13 protein-coding genes are annotated in these 15,965 nt (G+C 70.9%); 1 reads left to right on the top strand and 12 read right to left on the bottom strand.

The window, feature by feature from the left end:
* Window positions 1-95: 95 nt before the first annotated feature.
* The 12 genes from ACWGH0_RS12700 to folC all read right to left on the bottom strand — a co-directional run bounded on the left by ACWGH0_RS12700 (window position 96) and on the right by folC (window position 14,698).
* A complete protein-coding gene (locus ACWGH0_RS12700) occupies window positions 96-878 on the bottom strand; it encodes a TIGR03936 family radical SAM-associated protein (RefSeq protein WP_453404175.1) in 783 nt (260 codons plus the stop codon).
* Window positions 879-1,007: 129 nt separating this feature from the next.
* On the bottom strand, window positions 1,008-2,171 hold the full coding sequence (locus ACWGH0_RS12695; RefSeq protein WP_453404174.1) for a hypothetical protein: 1,164 nt from the start codon (window positions 2,169-2,171) through the stop codon (window positions 1,008-1,010).
* Between the two features lie 127 nt (window positions 2,172-2,298).
* Window positions 2,299-4,224 (bottom strand): TIGR03960 family B12-binding radical SAM protein, encoded by a 1,926-nt coding sequence (locus ACWGH0_RS12690; protein WP_453404173.1) that lies wholly within the window; start codon window positions 4,222-4,224, stop codon window positions 2,299-2,301.
* 51 nt (window positions 4,225-4,275) lie between these two features.
* Entirely contained in the window at window positions 4,276-5,823 is a 1,548-nt protein-coding gene (locus ACWGH0_RS12685) for a CYTH and CHAD domain-containing protein (RefSeq protein WP_453404172.1), read from the bottom strand.
* A gap of 39 nt (window positions 5,824-5,862) precedes the next feature.
* Window positions 5,863-7,062 (bottom strand): rod shape-determining protein RodA, encoded by a 1,200-nt coding sequence (gene rodA / locus ACWGH0_RS12680; protein ID WP_453404171.1) that lies wholly within the window; start codon window positions 7,060-7,062, stop codon window positions 5,863-5,865.
* Entirely contained in the window at window positions 7,062-9,230 is a 2,169-nt protein-coding gene (mrdA, locus tag ACWGH0_RS12675) for a penicillin-binding protein 2 (protein ID WP_453404170.1), read from the bottom strand. The genes rodA and mrdA overlap by 1 nt, the downstream gene beginning before the upstream one ends.
* Before the next feature lie 37 nt (window positions 9,231-9,267).
* Entirely contained in the window at window positions 9,268-9,939 is a 672-nt protein-coding gene (mreD, locus tag ACWGH0_RS12670; protein ID WP_453404169.1) for a rod shape-determining protein MreD, read from the bottom strand.
* A 12-nt stretch (window positions 9,940-9,951) separates the two neighbouring features.
* Window positions 9,952-10,905, bottom strand: a complete 954-nt coding sequence (mreC, locus tag ACWGH0_RS12665) for a rod shape-determining protein MreC (RefSeq protein ID WP_453404168.1) — start codon at window positions 10,903-10,905, stop codon at window positions 9,952-9,954.
* Between the two features lie 101 nt (window positions 10,906-11,006).
* Entirely contained in the window at window positions 11,007-12,026 is a 1,020-nt protein-coding gene (locus ACWGH0_RS12660; RefSeq protein WP_028813452.1) for a rod shape-determining protein, read from the bottom strand.
* 289 nt (window positions 12,027-12,315) lie between these two features.
* Window positions 12,316-12,729: a nucleoside-diphosphate kinase gene (gene ndk / locus ACWGH0_RS12655; RefSeq protein ID WP_453404167.1), complete on the bottom strand. Its 414-nt coding sequence runs from the start codon at window positions 12,727-12,729 to the stop codon at window positions 12,316-12,318.
* 92 nt (window positions 12,730-12,821) lie between these two features.
* Window positions 12,822-13,178: a DUF4233 domain-containing protein gene (locus tag ACWGH0_RS12650; protein ID WP_453404166.1), complete on the bottom strand. Its 357-nt coding sequence runs from the start codon at window positions 13,176-13,178 to the stop codon at window positions 12,822-12,824.
* A 5-nt stretch (window positions 13,179-13,183) separates the two neighbouring features.
* Window positions 13,184-14,698, bottom strand: a complete 1,515-nt coding sequence (folC, locus tag ACWGH0_RS12645) for a bifunctional tetrahydrofolate synthase/dihydrofolate synthase (protein ID WP_453404165.1) — start codon at window positions 14,696-14,698, stop codon at window positions 13,184-13,186.
* Window positions 14,699-14,848: 150 nt separating this feature from the next.
* Between folC and ACWGH0_RS12640 the strand changes: the two genes are divergently transcribed.
* Window positions 14,849-15,871, top strand: a complete 1,023-nt coding sequence (locus ACWGH0_RS12640; RefSeq protein WP_453404164.1) for a rod shape-determining protein — start codon at window positions 14,849-14,851, stop codon at window positions 15,869-15,871.
* The last annotated feature ends 94 nt before the right edge of the window (window positions 15,872-15,965 follow it).

The raw sequence follows: 15,965 nt of genomic DNA, 5'->3' as shown, positions 1-15,965 counted from the left end.
CACGGAGTGCGCACGGCCTGGCGAAAGTCTTCTGGTCAGTGCGCCGCCCGACCCAGGTGGCTCCCGAGTGCCAGGGCTGCGCTACAACGACCGCCCTACGCGGAACCTGCACCTTCCGGCGCCTTCGCGGCGGTCAGTCCGGCGGCCGTGGGTGGGGCGGCCGTGACTGCCTCGCGGTCGGGCGCGAGCGGGTCGGTCACCGTGCCGGACTCCTCGTCGAAGAGCCCCTGCGCCAGCCTGGTCACCGCTGCGGGGACCGGCGGCGCCAGGTCGGCCACAGCTCGGAGACCGGACAGGACGTCGTCGGGTCGTACGGCGGGTGTCAAATGCCGAACAACCAGCCGCAGTATCGCACAGGGCTTGTCCTCCGGCCTATCGGACGGCGGACGCACCGCCTCCAGGGCGGCGACGGCGCTGCGGGCGTCGAAGGACCGCATGCCGTTCTTGGTACGGCGCTGCACCTCGACGCTCTCGGCTGCGAGGAAGGCCCCGACGGCCTTCTCCGCGTCTTCGGGCGACACGCCGTCGAGGCGCATCTCCCACACGGACGCCTGGAGCCGGTCGGCCAGGCCCGACGTACGCGCTTCGACCGCGTCCGTGATGTCGAGCCCGTCCGGAAGCGACTCGTCGAGCAGCTCGCGCAGCTCGTCGGCGTCGCGCGGGGCGGTCAGCGCGATCTCCAGGTACTCGGCCTCACTGCCCGTGCCGGTGGGTGCGGCATTGGCGTACGAGACCTTCGGGTGCGGGGTGAAGCCGGCCGAGTACGCCATGGGTACGTCGGCGCGTCGCAGCGCCCGCTCGAAAGCGCGCTGGAAGTCACGGTGGCTGGTGAACCGGAGGCGGCCGCGCTTGGTGTAGCGCAGTCGGATGCGCTGCACCGCCGGTGCGGGCGGCGGGCCTTCGGGCTGTCGCTTGCCCAGTGGTTCTTCTCCTCGTGCGGGGCGCCGCGCTGTCCGCGCGCCGCCCTTCCGGCGTGGGGGTCGCCCCCTCGCGTCCCGGCGGCCGGCTCACCCCCGGCCGGCTGTGCTTCCGCCGGGCAGGGAGATCTCGGACGCGGGTGCCGCGCTGGGGGCAGTGGTCTTACTACCCAGAGTACGCGCAGGAGCCCGCACCGGTTCCACGGCCTCGTCCGGGCCGCCGGCCGGCCAGGTGTCCGCCGGGCCGCCGACCAGCGCCCGCCACGCGTCGCGCCGGGCCTGGCGCACCGTCTCGCGTGCGGCCCGCAGCGCCCCGCGCGCCGCACGGCCCGCTTCGAGGCCGGCCCGCCGCACCGGCGCCCACAGCGTGTCGCGCACCCAGCGCCCCACCGGCGCGCACACACCGAGCCACACCCAGCGCACCGGCCGCCCCACCAGATGCCACGCCAGCCACTTCAGCCCGCGCCCCACGGCCCGGGACACGTACCCGGCGACGCGCCAGGCGTGTCCGAACGCGGCGGCGACCTCCCGCCCGACCGGAACCAGCACCGCGCGCCACACCCAGACCACCGGCCGCACCAGCAGCGTCATCACGCACCACGCGGTCCCCGCCCACACCCCGTGCGCCAGGCCGGTGACCAGCCAGGAGACGCCCCGGCCCAGCGGCGCGAGCACGTACCGCCACAACGCGACCCACGGCCACACGAACAGCGCCCTGCCGACCACGGCCAGCACGTGCCCGACCGGGGTGAGGACCCGCGTGTACAGCCATCCCAGCGGCGACACCACCAGGGAGCGCACCAGCCAGGCCGCCGCCGTGCCCACCGCGCGCCCGAGCCACACCGTCGCGTGCCCGAGCGGAGTCAGCACCCACCGGTACAACCACACCGCCGGCACCACGACCCCGTACCGCACCACGGGCACCACGACGTACGTCCACAGCAGCACCCACGGCATGACCAGCACGGCGTGGGCGACGTACCCCAGCGCCTTGGCGACCGGAACGACGACCTTCCCGTACAGCCACACCAACGGGGTCACGACCAGCACCCGCAGGACCGCGCCGAGCGCGCGACCGACCGCCTTCCCGCAGACCGCGAGCAGATCCCACACCATCCGCACCGGCACGACCACGACCAGCACGACGATCCGCACCGGGATCCGCACAGCGACGGTGAGACAACCCTCCGCCTGCGGCGCCGCGCGCCCCGGCACGGGCGACTGCGGCTGGGACGGCTGCTTTTCGAAGTCCATGCCTTCATGGACGCAACACCCCGCCGCCCGGCTCCCGACGACGCCCAACGATCTTGATCCGTTACACACCGAAGGCCCGGCCGGGAAGTTTCCCGGCCGGGCCTTCGTCACCCCACTCGCGGTCGCGCTACTTGACGACCGTCAGAGGCAGGAGCTTCTTGCCCGTCGGACCGATCTGAATCTGGGTGTCCATTTGAGGACACACGCCACAGTCGAAGCACGGCGTCCAGCGGCAGTCCTCGACCTCGGTCTCGTCGAGGGCGTCCTGCCAGTCCTCCCAGAGCCAGTCCTTGTCCAGGCCGGAGTCCAGGTGGTCCCAGGGGAGGACCTCCTCGTACGTGCGCTCACGCGTCGTGTACCAGTCGACGTCCACGCCGAAGTCCGGCAGGGTCTTCGCCGCGGCCTGCATCCAGCGGTCGTAGCTGAAGTACTCGCGCCAGCCGTCGAAGCGGCCGCCGCCCTCGTAGACCGCGCGGATGACGCTTCCGATGCGGCGGTCGCCGCGGGAGAGCAGGCCCTCGACGATGCCCGGCTTGCCGTCGTGGTAGCGGAAGCCGATGGAGCGGCCGTACTTCTTGTCGCCGCGGATCTTGTCGCGCAGCTTCTCCAGGCGGGCGTCCGTCTCCTCGGCGGAGAGCTGCGGCGCCCACTGGAACGGGGTGTGCGGCTTGGGCACGAAGCCGCCGATGGAGACGGTGCAGCGGATGTCGTTCTGGCCGGAGACCTTGCGGCCCTCGGCGATGACCTTGACGGCCATGTCGCCGATCTGGAGGACGTCCTCGTCGGTCTCGGTGGGCAGGCCGCACATGAAGTACAGCTTGACCTGGCGCCAGCCGTTGCCGTACGCCGTCGAGACCGTACGGATGAGGTCCTCTTCCGAGACCATCTTGTTGATGACCTTGCGGATGCGCTCGGAGCCGCCCTCGGGGGCGAAGGTCAGGCCGGACCTGCGGCCGTTCCTGGTCAGCTCGTTGGCGAGGTCGATGTTGAAGGCGTCCACGCGGGTCGACGGCAGCGAGAGGCCGATCTTGTCCTCTTCGTACCGGTCCGCGAGGCCCTTGGCGACGTCCGCGATCTCGGTGTGGTCGGCCGAGGACAGCGACAGCAGGCCGACCTCCTCGAAGCCGGTCGCCTTCAGACCCTTCTCCACCATGTCGCCGATGCCGGTGATGCTTCGCTCCCGCACGGGGCGCGTGATCATGCCGGCCTGGCAGAAACGGCAGCCGCGGGTGCAGCCGCGGAAGATCTCCACGGACATCCGCTCGTGGACGGTCTCGGCGAGCGGGACCAGGGGCTGCTTGGGGTAGGGCCACTCGTCGAGGTCCATGACGGTGTGCTTGGACACGCGCCACGGCACGCCGGACCTGTTGGGGACGACGCGGGCGATGCGGCCGTCGGGCAGGTACTCGACGTCGTAGAACCGGGGCACGTACACGCCGCCGGTCTTGCTGAGGCGGAACAGCACCTCGTCGCGCCCGCCGGGACGGCCCTCGGCCTTCCAGGCGCGGACGATCTCGGTGATCTCCAGGACGGCCTGCTCGCCGTCGCCGATCACCGCGCAGTCGATGAAGTCCGCGATCGGCTCGGGGTTGAAGGCGGCGTGGCCACCGGCGAGGACGATCGGGTCGTCGAGCGTACGGTCCTTGGACTCCAGCGGGATGCCCGCGAGGTCGAGGGCCGTGAGCATGTTGGTGTAGCCGAGCTCGGTGGAGAAGCTCAGCCCGAAGACGTCGAACGCCTTGACGGGCCGGTGAGCGTCCACCGTGAACTGCGGTACGCCGTGCTCGCGCATGAGGGCTTCGAGGTCCGGCCACACGCTGTAGGTGCGCTCGGCCAGGACTCCGTCGCGCTCGTTCAGTACCTCGTAAAGGATCATGACGCCCTGGTTGGGCAGCCCGACCTCGTACGCGTCGGGGTACATGAGCGCCCACCGGACGTCCGTGGCGTCCCAGTCCTTGACGGTGGAGTTGAGTTCGCCGCCGACGTACTGGATCGGCTTCTGGACGTGCGGGAGAAGCGCTTCCAGGCGTGGGAAGACCGACTCGACAGGCATCGTGTGTCTCTCATGAGCTGGCAGGGGTGACCATCAAGCGTACCCCGGCCGTCAGCCGCCCAGATCCGCCCGAGTTTTCCGGGCGGCGGCCCGCTGCCAGGCGTGCGCCAGTTCCGGCTCGCCGGTGTCGGCGGCGGCTTCCTCGCGTCCGTGCAGCAGGCCCCAGGTGAACGCCGTCTCCCCCGCCGCGTGGGCCTGGGCGGCGAGGGTGCGCAGTGTCTCGCGGGTGACCACGGAGTCCTGGTGGGCGCCCAGCGCGGACTGCACGGCCTTCAGCCGCTTGGAGAACCGCCCGGCGGGCTTGCCGAGGGCGGGCCGGGCGGCCTCGGCGGCGTAGCGGGTGCGCTTGGCGGCCTTGCGGGCGCGGTGCAGGGCGTGGTCCCGCTCCTCGCCGTGGGGCAGGGCGAGGGCGGCTTCCATGCGGTGGGCGAGCCGCCCGTAGTCCTTGAGCAGAGCCCGGGGCAGGACGTCGGCGGCCGGGCGCGACGCGGCGGGGCGCAGCGGCGGTTCGGTCAGCAGGGTGTGCAGGGCGGTGAGGAGGTCGAGGTAGCGCGTGCTGTCGAGGGCCGCGAGGGTCCGGGTGTGCGCGCTTTCGCGGCCGGCGACGGACCAGATGCGCAGCCTGCCCCGTACGGGGCCCATGAGGAGCGTGTCGGGCAGGTCGTCGATGCGGGCGTGGAGCCGGGCGTCCAGGACTTCCTGGTCGCGGTCGACGCCGAGTTCCCCGGCGAGCCACTTCAGCTCCTCGGCGACCGGTTCGGTGACGGTCCGGTCGAGGATCTTGCGGTAGGTGCGCAGGGCGCTGCGCAGCCGGCGGGTGGCGACGCGCATCTGGTGGACGGAGTCGGGCAGGTTCCGCCGTACGGCCGGGTCGTACGCCACGAGGGAGGCGTGCTGTTCGCGCAGGTAGGCGAGGACGTGGTCGCCCGCGGTCCGTGCGGCGGTCCGGCCGGGTTCGTGCTGCTGCGGTTTCTTCCACGACGGTGTGGTGTGCTCCAGTGCCCTGGCGAGCTTGGAGGCGGAGGTGGCGGGCCGCAGGCCGGCCTTGCGGAGCTTCTTGTCGACGGCGTCGAGGAGGGCGGGGTCGGCGCCGTCGGAGAGTTCGACCTCGACCTCGGTCCATCGGGTGGTGGCCCCGCCGGCGTCGACGCCGACCCGTTGCGCGGTGACGGTGTCGACGCTGACCTCGGCGAGGGGTACGCCGTGGGCGTCGAGGAGGTGGCGTACGTCGCGGACGGTGCGCAGCCGTACGACGGGGACGAGGGGTTCGTCGCGGGTGCGGGAGCGGGTGAGGGCGGCGAGGGCGGGGGGCAGGTCGTCGGTCAGCGGTGCCCGGATCTCGTCGCGCACGTGCGGTGCGACCGGGACCTTGAGGTGCCAGCCGGCGTCGTCGCCGCCGGTGCGGCGGCGCAGGGTGAGCGATTCCGCGGCGAGCCTCAGGTCGGCCGTGTCGTAGTAGACGGCGTCGAGTGGGGTGACGCCGTCGTCCCGTACGGAGGAGACCCCGGCCACCTTGGACAGGTCGGGCAGCCGGGGCTCGCCGCCGGTGCCGGCCGGGGCTTCGTACTTCCGCTCGATCTCGCGCTTCGTGTCCGCCATGTACCGAATCTAGACGCGATCGCGGCCCGGTGGCAGGCGCTATGCCGACATGGGCCGCTGGACCCTGATCGACTGGAGCAGTCCGATGGCGACCCAGACGGCGAACATCGAGGAGCCTCCGTACGACACGAACGGCAGCGGGAGTCCCGCGACCGGCATGATGCCGAGGGTCATTCCGATGTTCTCGAAGGACTGGAAGGCGAACCAGGCGATGATGCCGCCGGCGACGACGGTGCCGTACAGCTCGGTGGTCTCGCGGGCGATGCGGCAGGCGCGCCAGAGGACGACGCCGAGGAGCAGCAGGACGAGGCCGGCGCCGAGGAATCCGAGTTCCTCACCCGCGACGGTGAAGACGAAGTCGGTCTGTTGTTCGGGGACGAACTGGCCGGTGGTCTGGCTGCCCTTGAACAGGCCGGTGCCGGTGAGGCCGCCGGAGCCGATCGCGATGCGTGCCTGGTTGGTGTTGTAGCCGACGCCCGCGGGGTCGAGTTCGGGGTTGGCGAACGCGGCGAAGCGGTTGATCTGGTACTCGTCGAGCACACCGAGCTGCCAGACGACGACGGCGCCGGCGGCGCCCGTGCCGATGAGGCCGAGGACCCAGCGGTTGGACGCCCCGGAGGTGAGCAGGACGCCCAGGATGATCACCGCTATCACCATGACGGAGCCGAGGTCGGGCATCAGCATGATGACGACGATCGGTACGACGGCGAGGCACAGGGCCTTGACGACGGTGCTGTGGTCGGGGTGCTCCTGGTCGCCGGCGTCGACGCGGGCGGCGAGCAGCATGGCCATGATCAGGATGATCGTGATCTTGGTGAACTCGGACGGCTGGAGGGAGAACCCGCCGCCGAGCACGATCCACGCGTGGGCGCCGTTGATGGTGGCGCCGAGGGGGGTGAGGACGAGCAGGACGAGCACCACGGACAGTCCGTAGAGCACGGGGACGGCGCCGCGCAGGGTCCGGTGTCCCAGCCAGATGGTGCCGATCATCAGGACGAGGCCGATGCCGGTGTTGAGGATGTGGCGCCAGAGGAAGTACTCGGGGTCGCCCTGGTTGAGCTGGTCGCGGGTGCGGGTCGCGGACCAGACGAGCAGCGCGCCGATGACGGACAGTGCGAGCGACGCCCAGAGCAGCGGCCAGTCGAGCCGGCGCACCACCGAGTCGCGGGCGGTGAGCTTGCCGAGGGTGCCGCGCTCGGGGGCGTACCGCTGGACGGAGAAACCGTGCGGGCCGGCCATCAGTCGCCACTCCTGCCGATCGCGATCTGCCGGTCGGCAGCCGGATCCTTGGGCTTTTCGGGTACGTAGGGCCGGATCTCCGGTGCCTCGATGGAGCCGTCCGAGCCGATCTTCGGGAGGTCCTTCTGCGGCTTGGGGAGCAGGGCCTTCTTCGGGTTGATGTCGCCCTCGTCGCTGACGCCGTAGAGGGCGTCGTAGATGTTGCGTACGGCGGGGCCGGAGGCGCCGGAGCCCGTACCACCCTGGGAGATCGTCATGACGATCGTGTAGTCGTCGGTGTAAGTGGCGAACCACGAGGTGGTCTGCTTGCCGTAGACCTGGGCGGTGCCGGTCTTGGCGCGCATCGGGATCTTGTCCTGCGGCCAGCCGCCGAACCGCCAGGCGGCGGTGCCGCCGGGCTCGACGACGGAGCGCAGGCCCTTGTCGAGGTCGCTGATGGTTTCGGCGTTCACCGGCAGCTTGCCCTGGGCCTTGGGCCGGATCTCCTGGATCTTCTTGCCGTCGGGGCTGATCACGGCCTTGCCGACGGTGGGGTGGTAGAGGGTGCCGCCGTTGCTGATGGCGGCGTAGGCGGTGGCCATCTGGATGGGGGTGACGAGGACGTCGCCCTGGCCGATGGCGTAGTTGATGCTGTCGAACGCCTTGAGCTGGTTGCCTTCGAGGCAGCTCTCGTAGGCGATCTGCTCGACGTAGGAGCCGCCCTTCTTGCCCTGCTTGCACCAGGCGTCCTTGTTCGCCTTCCAGAAGTTCTGCTTCCACTCGCGGTCGGGGATGCGGCCCTTGACCTCGTTCGGCAGGTCGATGCCGGTCTCGGAGCCGAGTCCGAAGTCGTGGGCGGTCCGGTAGAACCAGTTGTGGGCGTTCTTCTTGGGCTTTATTCCGCCGTCGCGCTGCCACTCCTTGTGGCCGAGGGCGTAGAAGACGGTGTTGCAGGAGAACTTGAGGGCGTCGCCGAGGGAGATGGGGCCGTGCCCCTTGGACTCGAAGTTGGCGAAGCTGCGGCTGCCGAGGCTGTAGGAGCTGCTGCAGTTGTAGCGGCCGTCGAAGGGGTAGCCGGCCCGTACGGCCGCGCTCGCCGAGACGACCTTGAAGATGGAGCCGGCGGGCGCCTGGCCCTGGATGGCCCGGTTGAGCAACGGGTAGTTGGAGTTCTTGCCGGTGAGCCTGGCGTACTCCTTGCCGGAGATGCCGCCGACCCAGGCGTTGGGGTCGTAGTCGGGCTGGGAGGCCATCGCGACGACGCGGCCGGTCTTGGACTCCATGACGACGACGGCGCCCGAGTCGGCCTCGTACTTGCGGCCGGTGACCTTGTCGGTCTCGTCGCGGACCTTCTTCATCGCCTGGTGGAGTTCGTACTCGGCGACGGCCTGGACCCGGGCGTCGAGGCTGGTGACGACGCTGGAGCCGGGCACGGTGGGGTCGTTCTCGGCCTCGCCCATGACGCGGCCGAGGTTGTCGACCTCGTAGCGCGTGACGCCGGCCTTGCCGCGCAGCTCCTTGTCGTACGTGCGCTCAAGTCCCGAGCGGCCGACCATGTCGGAGCGCAGGTACGGCGACGGGCCGTCCTTGGCCTTCTCGATCTCCTGGTCGGTGACGGGCGAGAGGTAGCCGAGGACCTGGGCGGTCCTGGCCTTGCCCGGGGCGGTGTAGCGGCGTACGGCCGTGGGTTCGGCGGTGATGCCGGGGAAGTCCTCGGCGCGCTCGCGGATCTGGAGGGCCTGCTTGGTGGTGGCCTCGTCGGTGACGGGGATCGGCTGGTAGGGCGAGCCGTTCCAGCAGGGCTGCGGGGTCTTGGAGTCGCAGAGCCTGACCTTGTCGGCGACTTCCTTGGGCTTCATGCCGAGTACGCCGGCGAGGCGGGTCAGTACACCCTTGCCGTCGTCCTTCATCTTCATCAGCTCGGTGCGGCTGGCGGAGACGACGAGGCGGGTCTCGTTGTCGGCGAGCGGCACGCCCCGGGCGTCGAGGATCGAGCCGCGGACGGCGGGCTGGACGACCTGCTGCACGCCGTTGCCGGCGGCTTCGGCGGTGTACTCGTCGCCGTTGCGGATCTGGAGGTACCAGAGGCGGCCGCCGAGGGTGAGCAGCAGGGAGAAGACGAGGACCTGGATGATGATGAGCCGGATCTGGACCCGGGGGGTCCGCCCGGTCTCGGGAATGTTGCTCACGTCGTCCCCTCCTCGTGGCCCGTGGTGCGCGGGGTCGTCACAGGCGCTTGACCCCCTTGATGCGTCCGGCCCGGGCGGCCCGCGACCGGGCGGCCTTGACCCGCAGTCCCGCGCGCTGGCTGCCGATGCGCAGGCCCGTGCCGGAGGCGAGCCAGCCGCTGGCGACGTCGGCGCCGTTGGTGCCGCTCTGGCTGTCGGCGAGCGGATCGTTCTCGGCGCGTCTGGCCAGCGCCATGACGCCGGGCACGACGAACGGGGCGAGCAGCAGGTCGTACAGCGCGGAGGTGAACAGCAGGTTCACGATGCCCACGTGGCGGGCGGCCGTGTCACCGACCAGGGCGCCCACTCCCGCGTACAGGAGGGTGGAGCCGATCGCGGCGACGACGACCGCGATCATCGGGGCGGTCGCGGACCTGAGCCGGCCGGTCTCCGGCTTGGCGAGTCCGGCGAGGTAGCCGATGACGCACAGGACGAGCGCGTAGCGGCCGGCGGCGTGGTCGGCGGGCGGCGCGAGGTCGGCGAGGAGGCCCGCGCCGAACCCGATGAGGGCGCCGCTGGTGCTGCCGTACACGAAGGCCAGGCCGAGGACGGTCAGGAGCATCAGGTCCGGTACGGCGCCGGGCAGTTGGAGCCGGGCGAGAACGGTGACCTGGACGACGAGGGCGACGATCACCAGGGTGGTGGAGAGCAGCATCCGGTTGAAGCGCATGGGGTTCAGCTCCTACTCGCCGCCGTCGGCGACGACTCCGCCGTCGGCGGGCGGCCCCGAGGGGGTGACGGTGACGGTGACCGTGGGGGTGGGCCTGGGGCCTGCGGGCTTCGGCGGCAGGACCATGTCGCGCGGGTCCTTGCGGGGCGCCTGGACGACGACGCCGACGATGTCGAGCTTGGTGAAGCCGACGTACGGGCGGACGTAGACGGTACGGGTGAGGTCGCCGCCGGAGGGGTCGACGCGGACGACGCGGCCGACCGGTACGCCGGGCACGAACGGCTTGGACGCCTCGGAGCCGAAGGTGACGAGCCGGTCGCCGGCCTTGACCTTGGCCTTGCCGTTGAGCATTTGGACGCGCAGCGGACGGTCGCCCTGGCCGGTGGCGAAGCCGAGTTCGTCGGTCTTCTCCAGGCGGGTGCCGACGGTGAAGTCGGGGTCGTTGGCGAGCAGTACGGTCGCGGTGTCCGGGCCGACGGTGGTGACGCGGCCGACGAGTCCGTCGCCGTTGAGCACGGTCATGTCGCGCTTGATGCCGTCGTTGCTGCCGGAGTCGATGGTGACGGTCCAGGAGAAGCCCTGGGCCGCTCCTATCGCGATGACTTCGGCGCCCTTGATGCCGTACTGGCCGGCGCCCGCCCGCTTGAGCATCTTGTCGAGCTGGCGTACGCCGCTGCGGTTGCGGTCGTCACTGCCGAGTTTGTGCTTGAGCGCGGCGTTCTCGCGTTCGAGGACGGCGAGGCGGTCGTGTCGCCGGCCCGAGTCCCGAACGGCCCCCACCGCGTTGCCGATCGGGTCGACGGCTGCGGCGACCCCGTTCTCCACCGGTCCGAAGACGGTGGCGGCGGCCCGCCTGGCGCCGTCGACCGGCGAATCCTCGCCGCCACGGATGTCCACCGTGATCAACGCGAATGCGATGGCGATCAGCAGCACCAGGAGCAGCCGGCTCTCTCGTGTGTCCCTCACGTGCGGCGGCCGTGCCTTCCTCGTCGGAATTCTCGTGTCTGTATATCAACGATCCGCCGCACGAGAGGGATGGCCTCGTGCGGCGGATTCGTCGGGGTGCTTCACCGGCGGGGCTGGGCGTCCAGTACCTGCTGGAGCGCCTCGAACTCCTCGACGCACTTGCCCGCTCCGAGGGCGACGGAGTCGAGCGGGTCCTCGGCGATGTGGATCGGCATGCCGGTCTCACGGCGCAGCCGCTCGTCGAGGCCGCGCAGCAGCGCGCCGCCGCCGGTGAGGACGATGCCGCGGTCCATGACGTCGCCGGAGAGCTCGGGCGGGCACTTGTCGAGCGTCGTCTTCACGGCGTCGACGATGGCGTTGACCGGCTCCTCGATGGCCTTGCGGACCTCGGCCGCCGAGATGACGACGGTCTTGGGCAGACCGGAGACGAGGTCGCGGCCGCGGATCTCGGTGTGCTCGTCCTTCTCCAGGTCGAACGCCGAGCCGATCGTGATCTTGATCTGTTCGGCGGTGCGCTCGCCGAGCAGGAGGGAGTACTCCTTCTTGATGTGCTGGATGATCGAGCTGTCCAGCTCGTCGCCGGCGACCCGGATCGACTGTGCCGTGACGATTCCTCCGAGGGAGATGACCGCGACCTCGGTGGTGCCGCCGCCGATGTCCACGACCATGTTGCCGGTGGCCTCGTGGACGGGGAGGCCCGAGCCGATGGCCGCGGCCATGGGCTCTTCGATGATGTGCACCTGACGGGCGCCGGCCTGCGTGGACGCCTCGATGACGGCGCGGCGCTCGACTCCGGTGATGCCGGAGGGCACGCAGACGACGACGCGGGGGCGGGCCAGGTAGCGGCGCTTGTGGATCTTCAGGATGAAGTAGCGGAGCATCCGCTCGGTGATCTCGAAGTCGGCGATGACGCCGTCCTTCAGCGGCCGGACGGCAACGATGTTGCCCGGCGTCCGGCCGATCATCTTCTTGGCCTCGGCACCTACGGCCAGGATGCCGCCGGTGTTGGTGTTGATGGCGACGACGGAGGGCTCGTTGAGCACGATCCCTTTGCCCCTGACGTACACCAGCGTGTTGGCGGTCCCGAGGTCGACAGCCATGTCACGGCCGATGAACGACATTGAGTTCCCCTTGTTCCCCATGAGGATGCGTCGGGCCTTCCCAAGTGGAGCGGTTGGCTTTTTAGGACGGCGGAGTGGGTGGTGCGGGCGTGGCGGTTTCCATCGTAGTGCCGCCTGCACGGAAGCGGCGCGAGGGTCCTTCGCCATTGTGAGCGGAACACGTACCCGTCCCAGTAATGGTGACGTCGTGTCGGAGGGATCCGTTCCCCACATCTTCCCGCATATGCCGGGGGGCGGCCGAATTACTTCGGTCGCCCCAGGGCTTGACCTCTATTTGGCTGACCTGGTGTCAGGAAAGACCGGGGAAGAAAAGCTTCAGCTCCCGCTCCGCCGAGCCTTCCGAGTCCGAGGCGTGGATGAGGTTCTCCCGGACGATGGTGCCGAAATCACCCCGGATGGACCCCGGAGCCGCCGCGATCGGGTCAGTGGGACCCGCCAACTGGCGTACACCCTCGATGACGCGCTCGCCCTCGACGACCAGGGCGACGACCGGACCGGACGACATGAACTCGACCAGCGGCTCGTAGAAGGGGCGGCCCTTGTGCTCGCCGTAGTGCTGTTCCAGCGTCTCGTGGTCGAGGCTGCGCATCTCCAGCGCGGTGATCTTCCAGCCGGCCTTGCGCTCGATGCGACCGACGACCTCGCCGATCAGCCCGCGTCGGACCGCGTCCGGCTTGAGAAGGACGAGAGTGCGCTGAGACATGTACGGGGCTCCTTGCAGGGCATGGCGAATGCGATGCCCAGAGGCTACAAGGACCCGACGCGGCGGCGGCACCCGGCACTGGCCACCGCGCCCTACTGGGCCTGCGCCTCCTGCGCCTCGGCCTGCGCGGCCCACCGGGCCTTCGCCTCGTCGATCCTGCGCCCGTAGTGGATCGACGCCCACCACAGGCCCGCGAAGACCGCGCCGAGAAAGAACATCGCCGGGACCACGAAGCCGCTCGCGATCAGCCCGATCTGCAGAGCCCAGCCGAGCTGGACACCGCCCGGCCGGCCGAGCATTCCGCAGAGCAGGACGGACAGCAGCATCGCGACGCCGCAGACCGTCCAGACCGCCGTCATCGACAGGTCGTCGGACTTCATCGCGACGAGGCCGGCGAAGGCCACGACGAAGAACTCGCTGATGAGAGTGGACGCGCAGAGCATACGCACAGGATTCAGCCCCTCCCGAGGAGCAGCCGGGCTTCGCCGACCGTGATCACGGAACCGGTCACCAGAACGCCGCCGCCGGCGAACTCGCCCTCTTCCTCGGCGAGCGTGACGGCGGCCTCCAGCGCGTCGTCGAGGCGCGGCTCGACCTGGACGCGGTCGTCGCCGAAGACCTCGACGGCGATCGCGGCCAGCTCGTCCACGTCCATCGCGCGGGAGGTGGAGTTACGGGTGACGACGACCTCGGCGAAGACCGGCTCGAAGGCTTCGAGGACGCCTCGCACGTCCTTGTCGCCGCTGGTGCCGACGACCCCGATCAGGCGGCTGAAGCTGAACGCCTCGGTGACGGCCTCCGCCGCCGCCCGGGCGCCCGCCGGGTTGTGCGCCGCGTCCAGCACCACGGTCGGGCTGCGGCGGACGACCTCCAGCCGGCCGGGCGAGGTGACCGAGGCGAACGCCTTGCGGACCGTGTCGTTGTCGAGCGTGCGGGCGTGCTCGGCTCCGATGCCGAAGAACGCCTCGACGGCCGCCAGGGCCACCGCCGCGTTGTGCGCCTGGTGCGCGCCGTGCAGCGGCAGGAAGATCTCCTCGTACTCGCCGCCGAGTCCGCGCAGGGTGACGAGCTGGCCGCCGACCGCGATCTCGCGGGAGACGACGCCGAACTCCATGCCCTCGCGGGCCACCGTGGCGTCGACCTCGACGGCCTTCTTCAGCATCACCTGCGCCGCGTCGACCGGCTGCTGGGCCAGGACGACCGTGGCGCCCTGCTTGATGATCCCGGACTTCTCGACCGCGATCTCGCCGGGCGTGGCGCCGAGCCGGTCGGTGTGGTCGAGGTCGATGGGTGTGACGACGGCGACGGACGCGTCGATCACGTTCGTCGCGTCCCAGCTGCCGCCCATGCCGACCTCGACGACCGCCACGTCCACGGGCGCGTCGGCGAACGCGGCGTACGCCATGCCCGTCAGGGTCTCGAAGAACGACAGGCGGTGCTCCTGCATGCCGTCGGTCATCTCGACGTACGGCTCGATGTCCCGGTACGTCTCGATGAAGCGCTCCGGGTCGATCGGGACGCCGTCCAGGCTGATGCGCTCGGTGATCGACTGCACGTGCGGGCTGGTGTACCGGCCGGTGCGCAGCTCGAAGGCGCCGAACAGCGCCTCGATCATGCGGGCGGTGCTGGTCTTGCCGTTGGTGCCGGTGATGTGGACCGAGGGGTACGCGCGCTGGGGCTCGCCCAGGACGTCCATCAGCGCCGCCATCCGGACCAGCGACGGATCCAGCTTGGTCTCGGGCCAGCGGCCCATCAGCTCCTGCTCGACGGCGCGCAGCGCCTTGTCGACCTCCGGATCCCGCGGACGCCCGGCGGCGTCGTCGCCCTGGCGCGGGGCGCCCTGGGTGCGCAGGGTGCGGCTGCCTGCCTCGATCACCGCCAGGTCGGGGTCGCGGCCGGTCTCGGCCTCGACGATCTCTTCGAAGGCGTCGGGAGTGTCGCTGTCATCGTGCGGGGGGAGCTGGCTCACGGGACCAGTCTACGGAGCGCCACCGACAGCGCCCCGCCAGGACCTGTCCACCGCCCCGGTCCCCCGACCGGACGGCCTTCGGCCCCTCTGCGGCGGCGGATCCGCTGATGTCGTGCCAGCCTGGGGAAACACGATCGGAGGTTTCTCCAGATGGGTGACACGGCCAACGACATCGGCATAGACCTGGGTACGGCGAACACCATCGTCTACGCCCGCGGCAAGGGCATCGTGCTCAATGAGCCCTCCGTGGTGGCGGTGCAGGCGGGTTCCGGCACCGCCCTCGCGGTCGGCCGCGAGGCCAGGGACACCATCGGCCGGACGCCGGGTTCGATCACGGCGATCCGCCCGCTCAAGGGCGGTGCGATCAGCGACTACCGGGCCGCCGAGGAGATGATCCGGCACTTCGTGCGCAAGGCCGTGCCCGGCCGCAAGGCCCGCCCCCGCATGGTCCTGTGCGTACCGAGCGGTATTACGCCGGTCGAGGAGCGCGCGATCGTCCAGGCGGCCGAACGGGTGGGCGCCCGCAGCGTGCACCTCGTCGACGAGCCGATGGCGGCGGCGATGGGAGCCGGGCTGCCGGTGTCGAAGGCGCACGGGTCGATGGTGGTCGACATCGGCGGCGGCACCACGGAGGTCGCCGTGATCTCGCTCGGCGGGATCGTCGCGGCGTGGTCGCTGCGGGTGGGCGGCGACCGGCTGGACGCCGCCATCGCCGACCATGTGCGCAAGGAGCACGGGCTGCTCATCGGCGAGCGGACGGCCGAGGCCGTGAAGCTCGCGATCGGTTCGGCGTGGCCGGTCCCGGAGGATCCCGAGCTGGAGAACCGCACGTTCGCCGTGGGCGGGCGGGAGAAGATCCACGGCGGCCTGCCGCACACGCTGGAGCTGTCGGCGGCCGAGGTGCGGGCGGCGCTCGACGAGGCGTGCGAAGCGGTCGTCTCGGCGGTCAAGTCGACGCTGGAGGAGTGCCCGCCGGAACTGGCGGACGACGTGATGGAGCACGGCATCGTGCTGACCGGCGGCGGGGCGCTGCTTCCGGGCCTCGACCTGCGCATAGCGGCAGGGGCCGGGGTTCCCGTGTTCGTGGCGGACGAGCCGCTGGACTGCGTGGCGCTGGGAGCGGGCAAGTGCGTCGAGAACTTCGACGTACTGGAGGACTTCCTGGCGGACTAGCCGCACCGGCTCCGCACGGCCGGGGGCCCCCCCCGCCGGGGGGCGGGCGCCCCGGGTGGGGGGGGACGGGCGCGAAAGGGGGGGGCGCGCGGGC

The organism is Streptomyces sp. NPDC054887, assembly GCF_053610585.1.
The sequence above is the reverse complement of the archived record's forward strand: the minus strand, read 5'-3'. Positions and strand labels throughout refer to the sequence as shown.

Coding starts and splice junctions, on each gene's coding strand:
- ACWGH0_RS12695 (WP_453404174.1), bottom strand. CDS start 2,171: ATGGACTTCGAAAAGCAGCCGTCCCAGCCGCAGTCGCCCGTGCCGGGG.
- ACWGH0_RS12690 (WP_453404173.1), bottom strand. CDS start 4,224: ATGCCTGTCGAGTCGGTCTTCCCACGCCTGGAAGCGCTTCTCCCGCAC.
- ACWGH0_RS12685 (WP_453404172.1), bottom strand. CDS start 5,823: ATGGCGGACACGAAGCGCGAGATCGAGCGGAAGTACGAAGCCCCGGCC.
- rodA (WP_453404171.1), bottom strand. CDS start 7,062: ATGGCCGGCCCGCACGGTTTCTCCGTCCAGCGGTACGCCCCCGAGCGC.
- mreD (WP_453404169.1), bottom strand. CDS start 9,939: ATGCGCTTCAACCGGATGCTGCTCTCCACCACCCTGGTGATCGTCGCC.
- ACWGH0_RS12660 (WP_028813452.1), bottom strand. CDS start 12,026: ATGTCGTTCATCGGCCGTGACATGGCTGTCGACCTCGGGACCGCCAAC.
- ndk (WP_453404167.1), bottom strand. CDS start 12,729: ATGTCTCAGCGCACTCTCGTCCTTCTCAAGCCGGACGCGGTCCGACGC.
- ACWGH0_RS12640 (WP_453404164.1), top strand. CDS start 14,849: ATGGGTGACACGGCCAACGACATCGGCATAGACCTGGGTACGGCGAAC.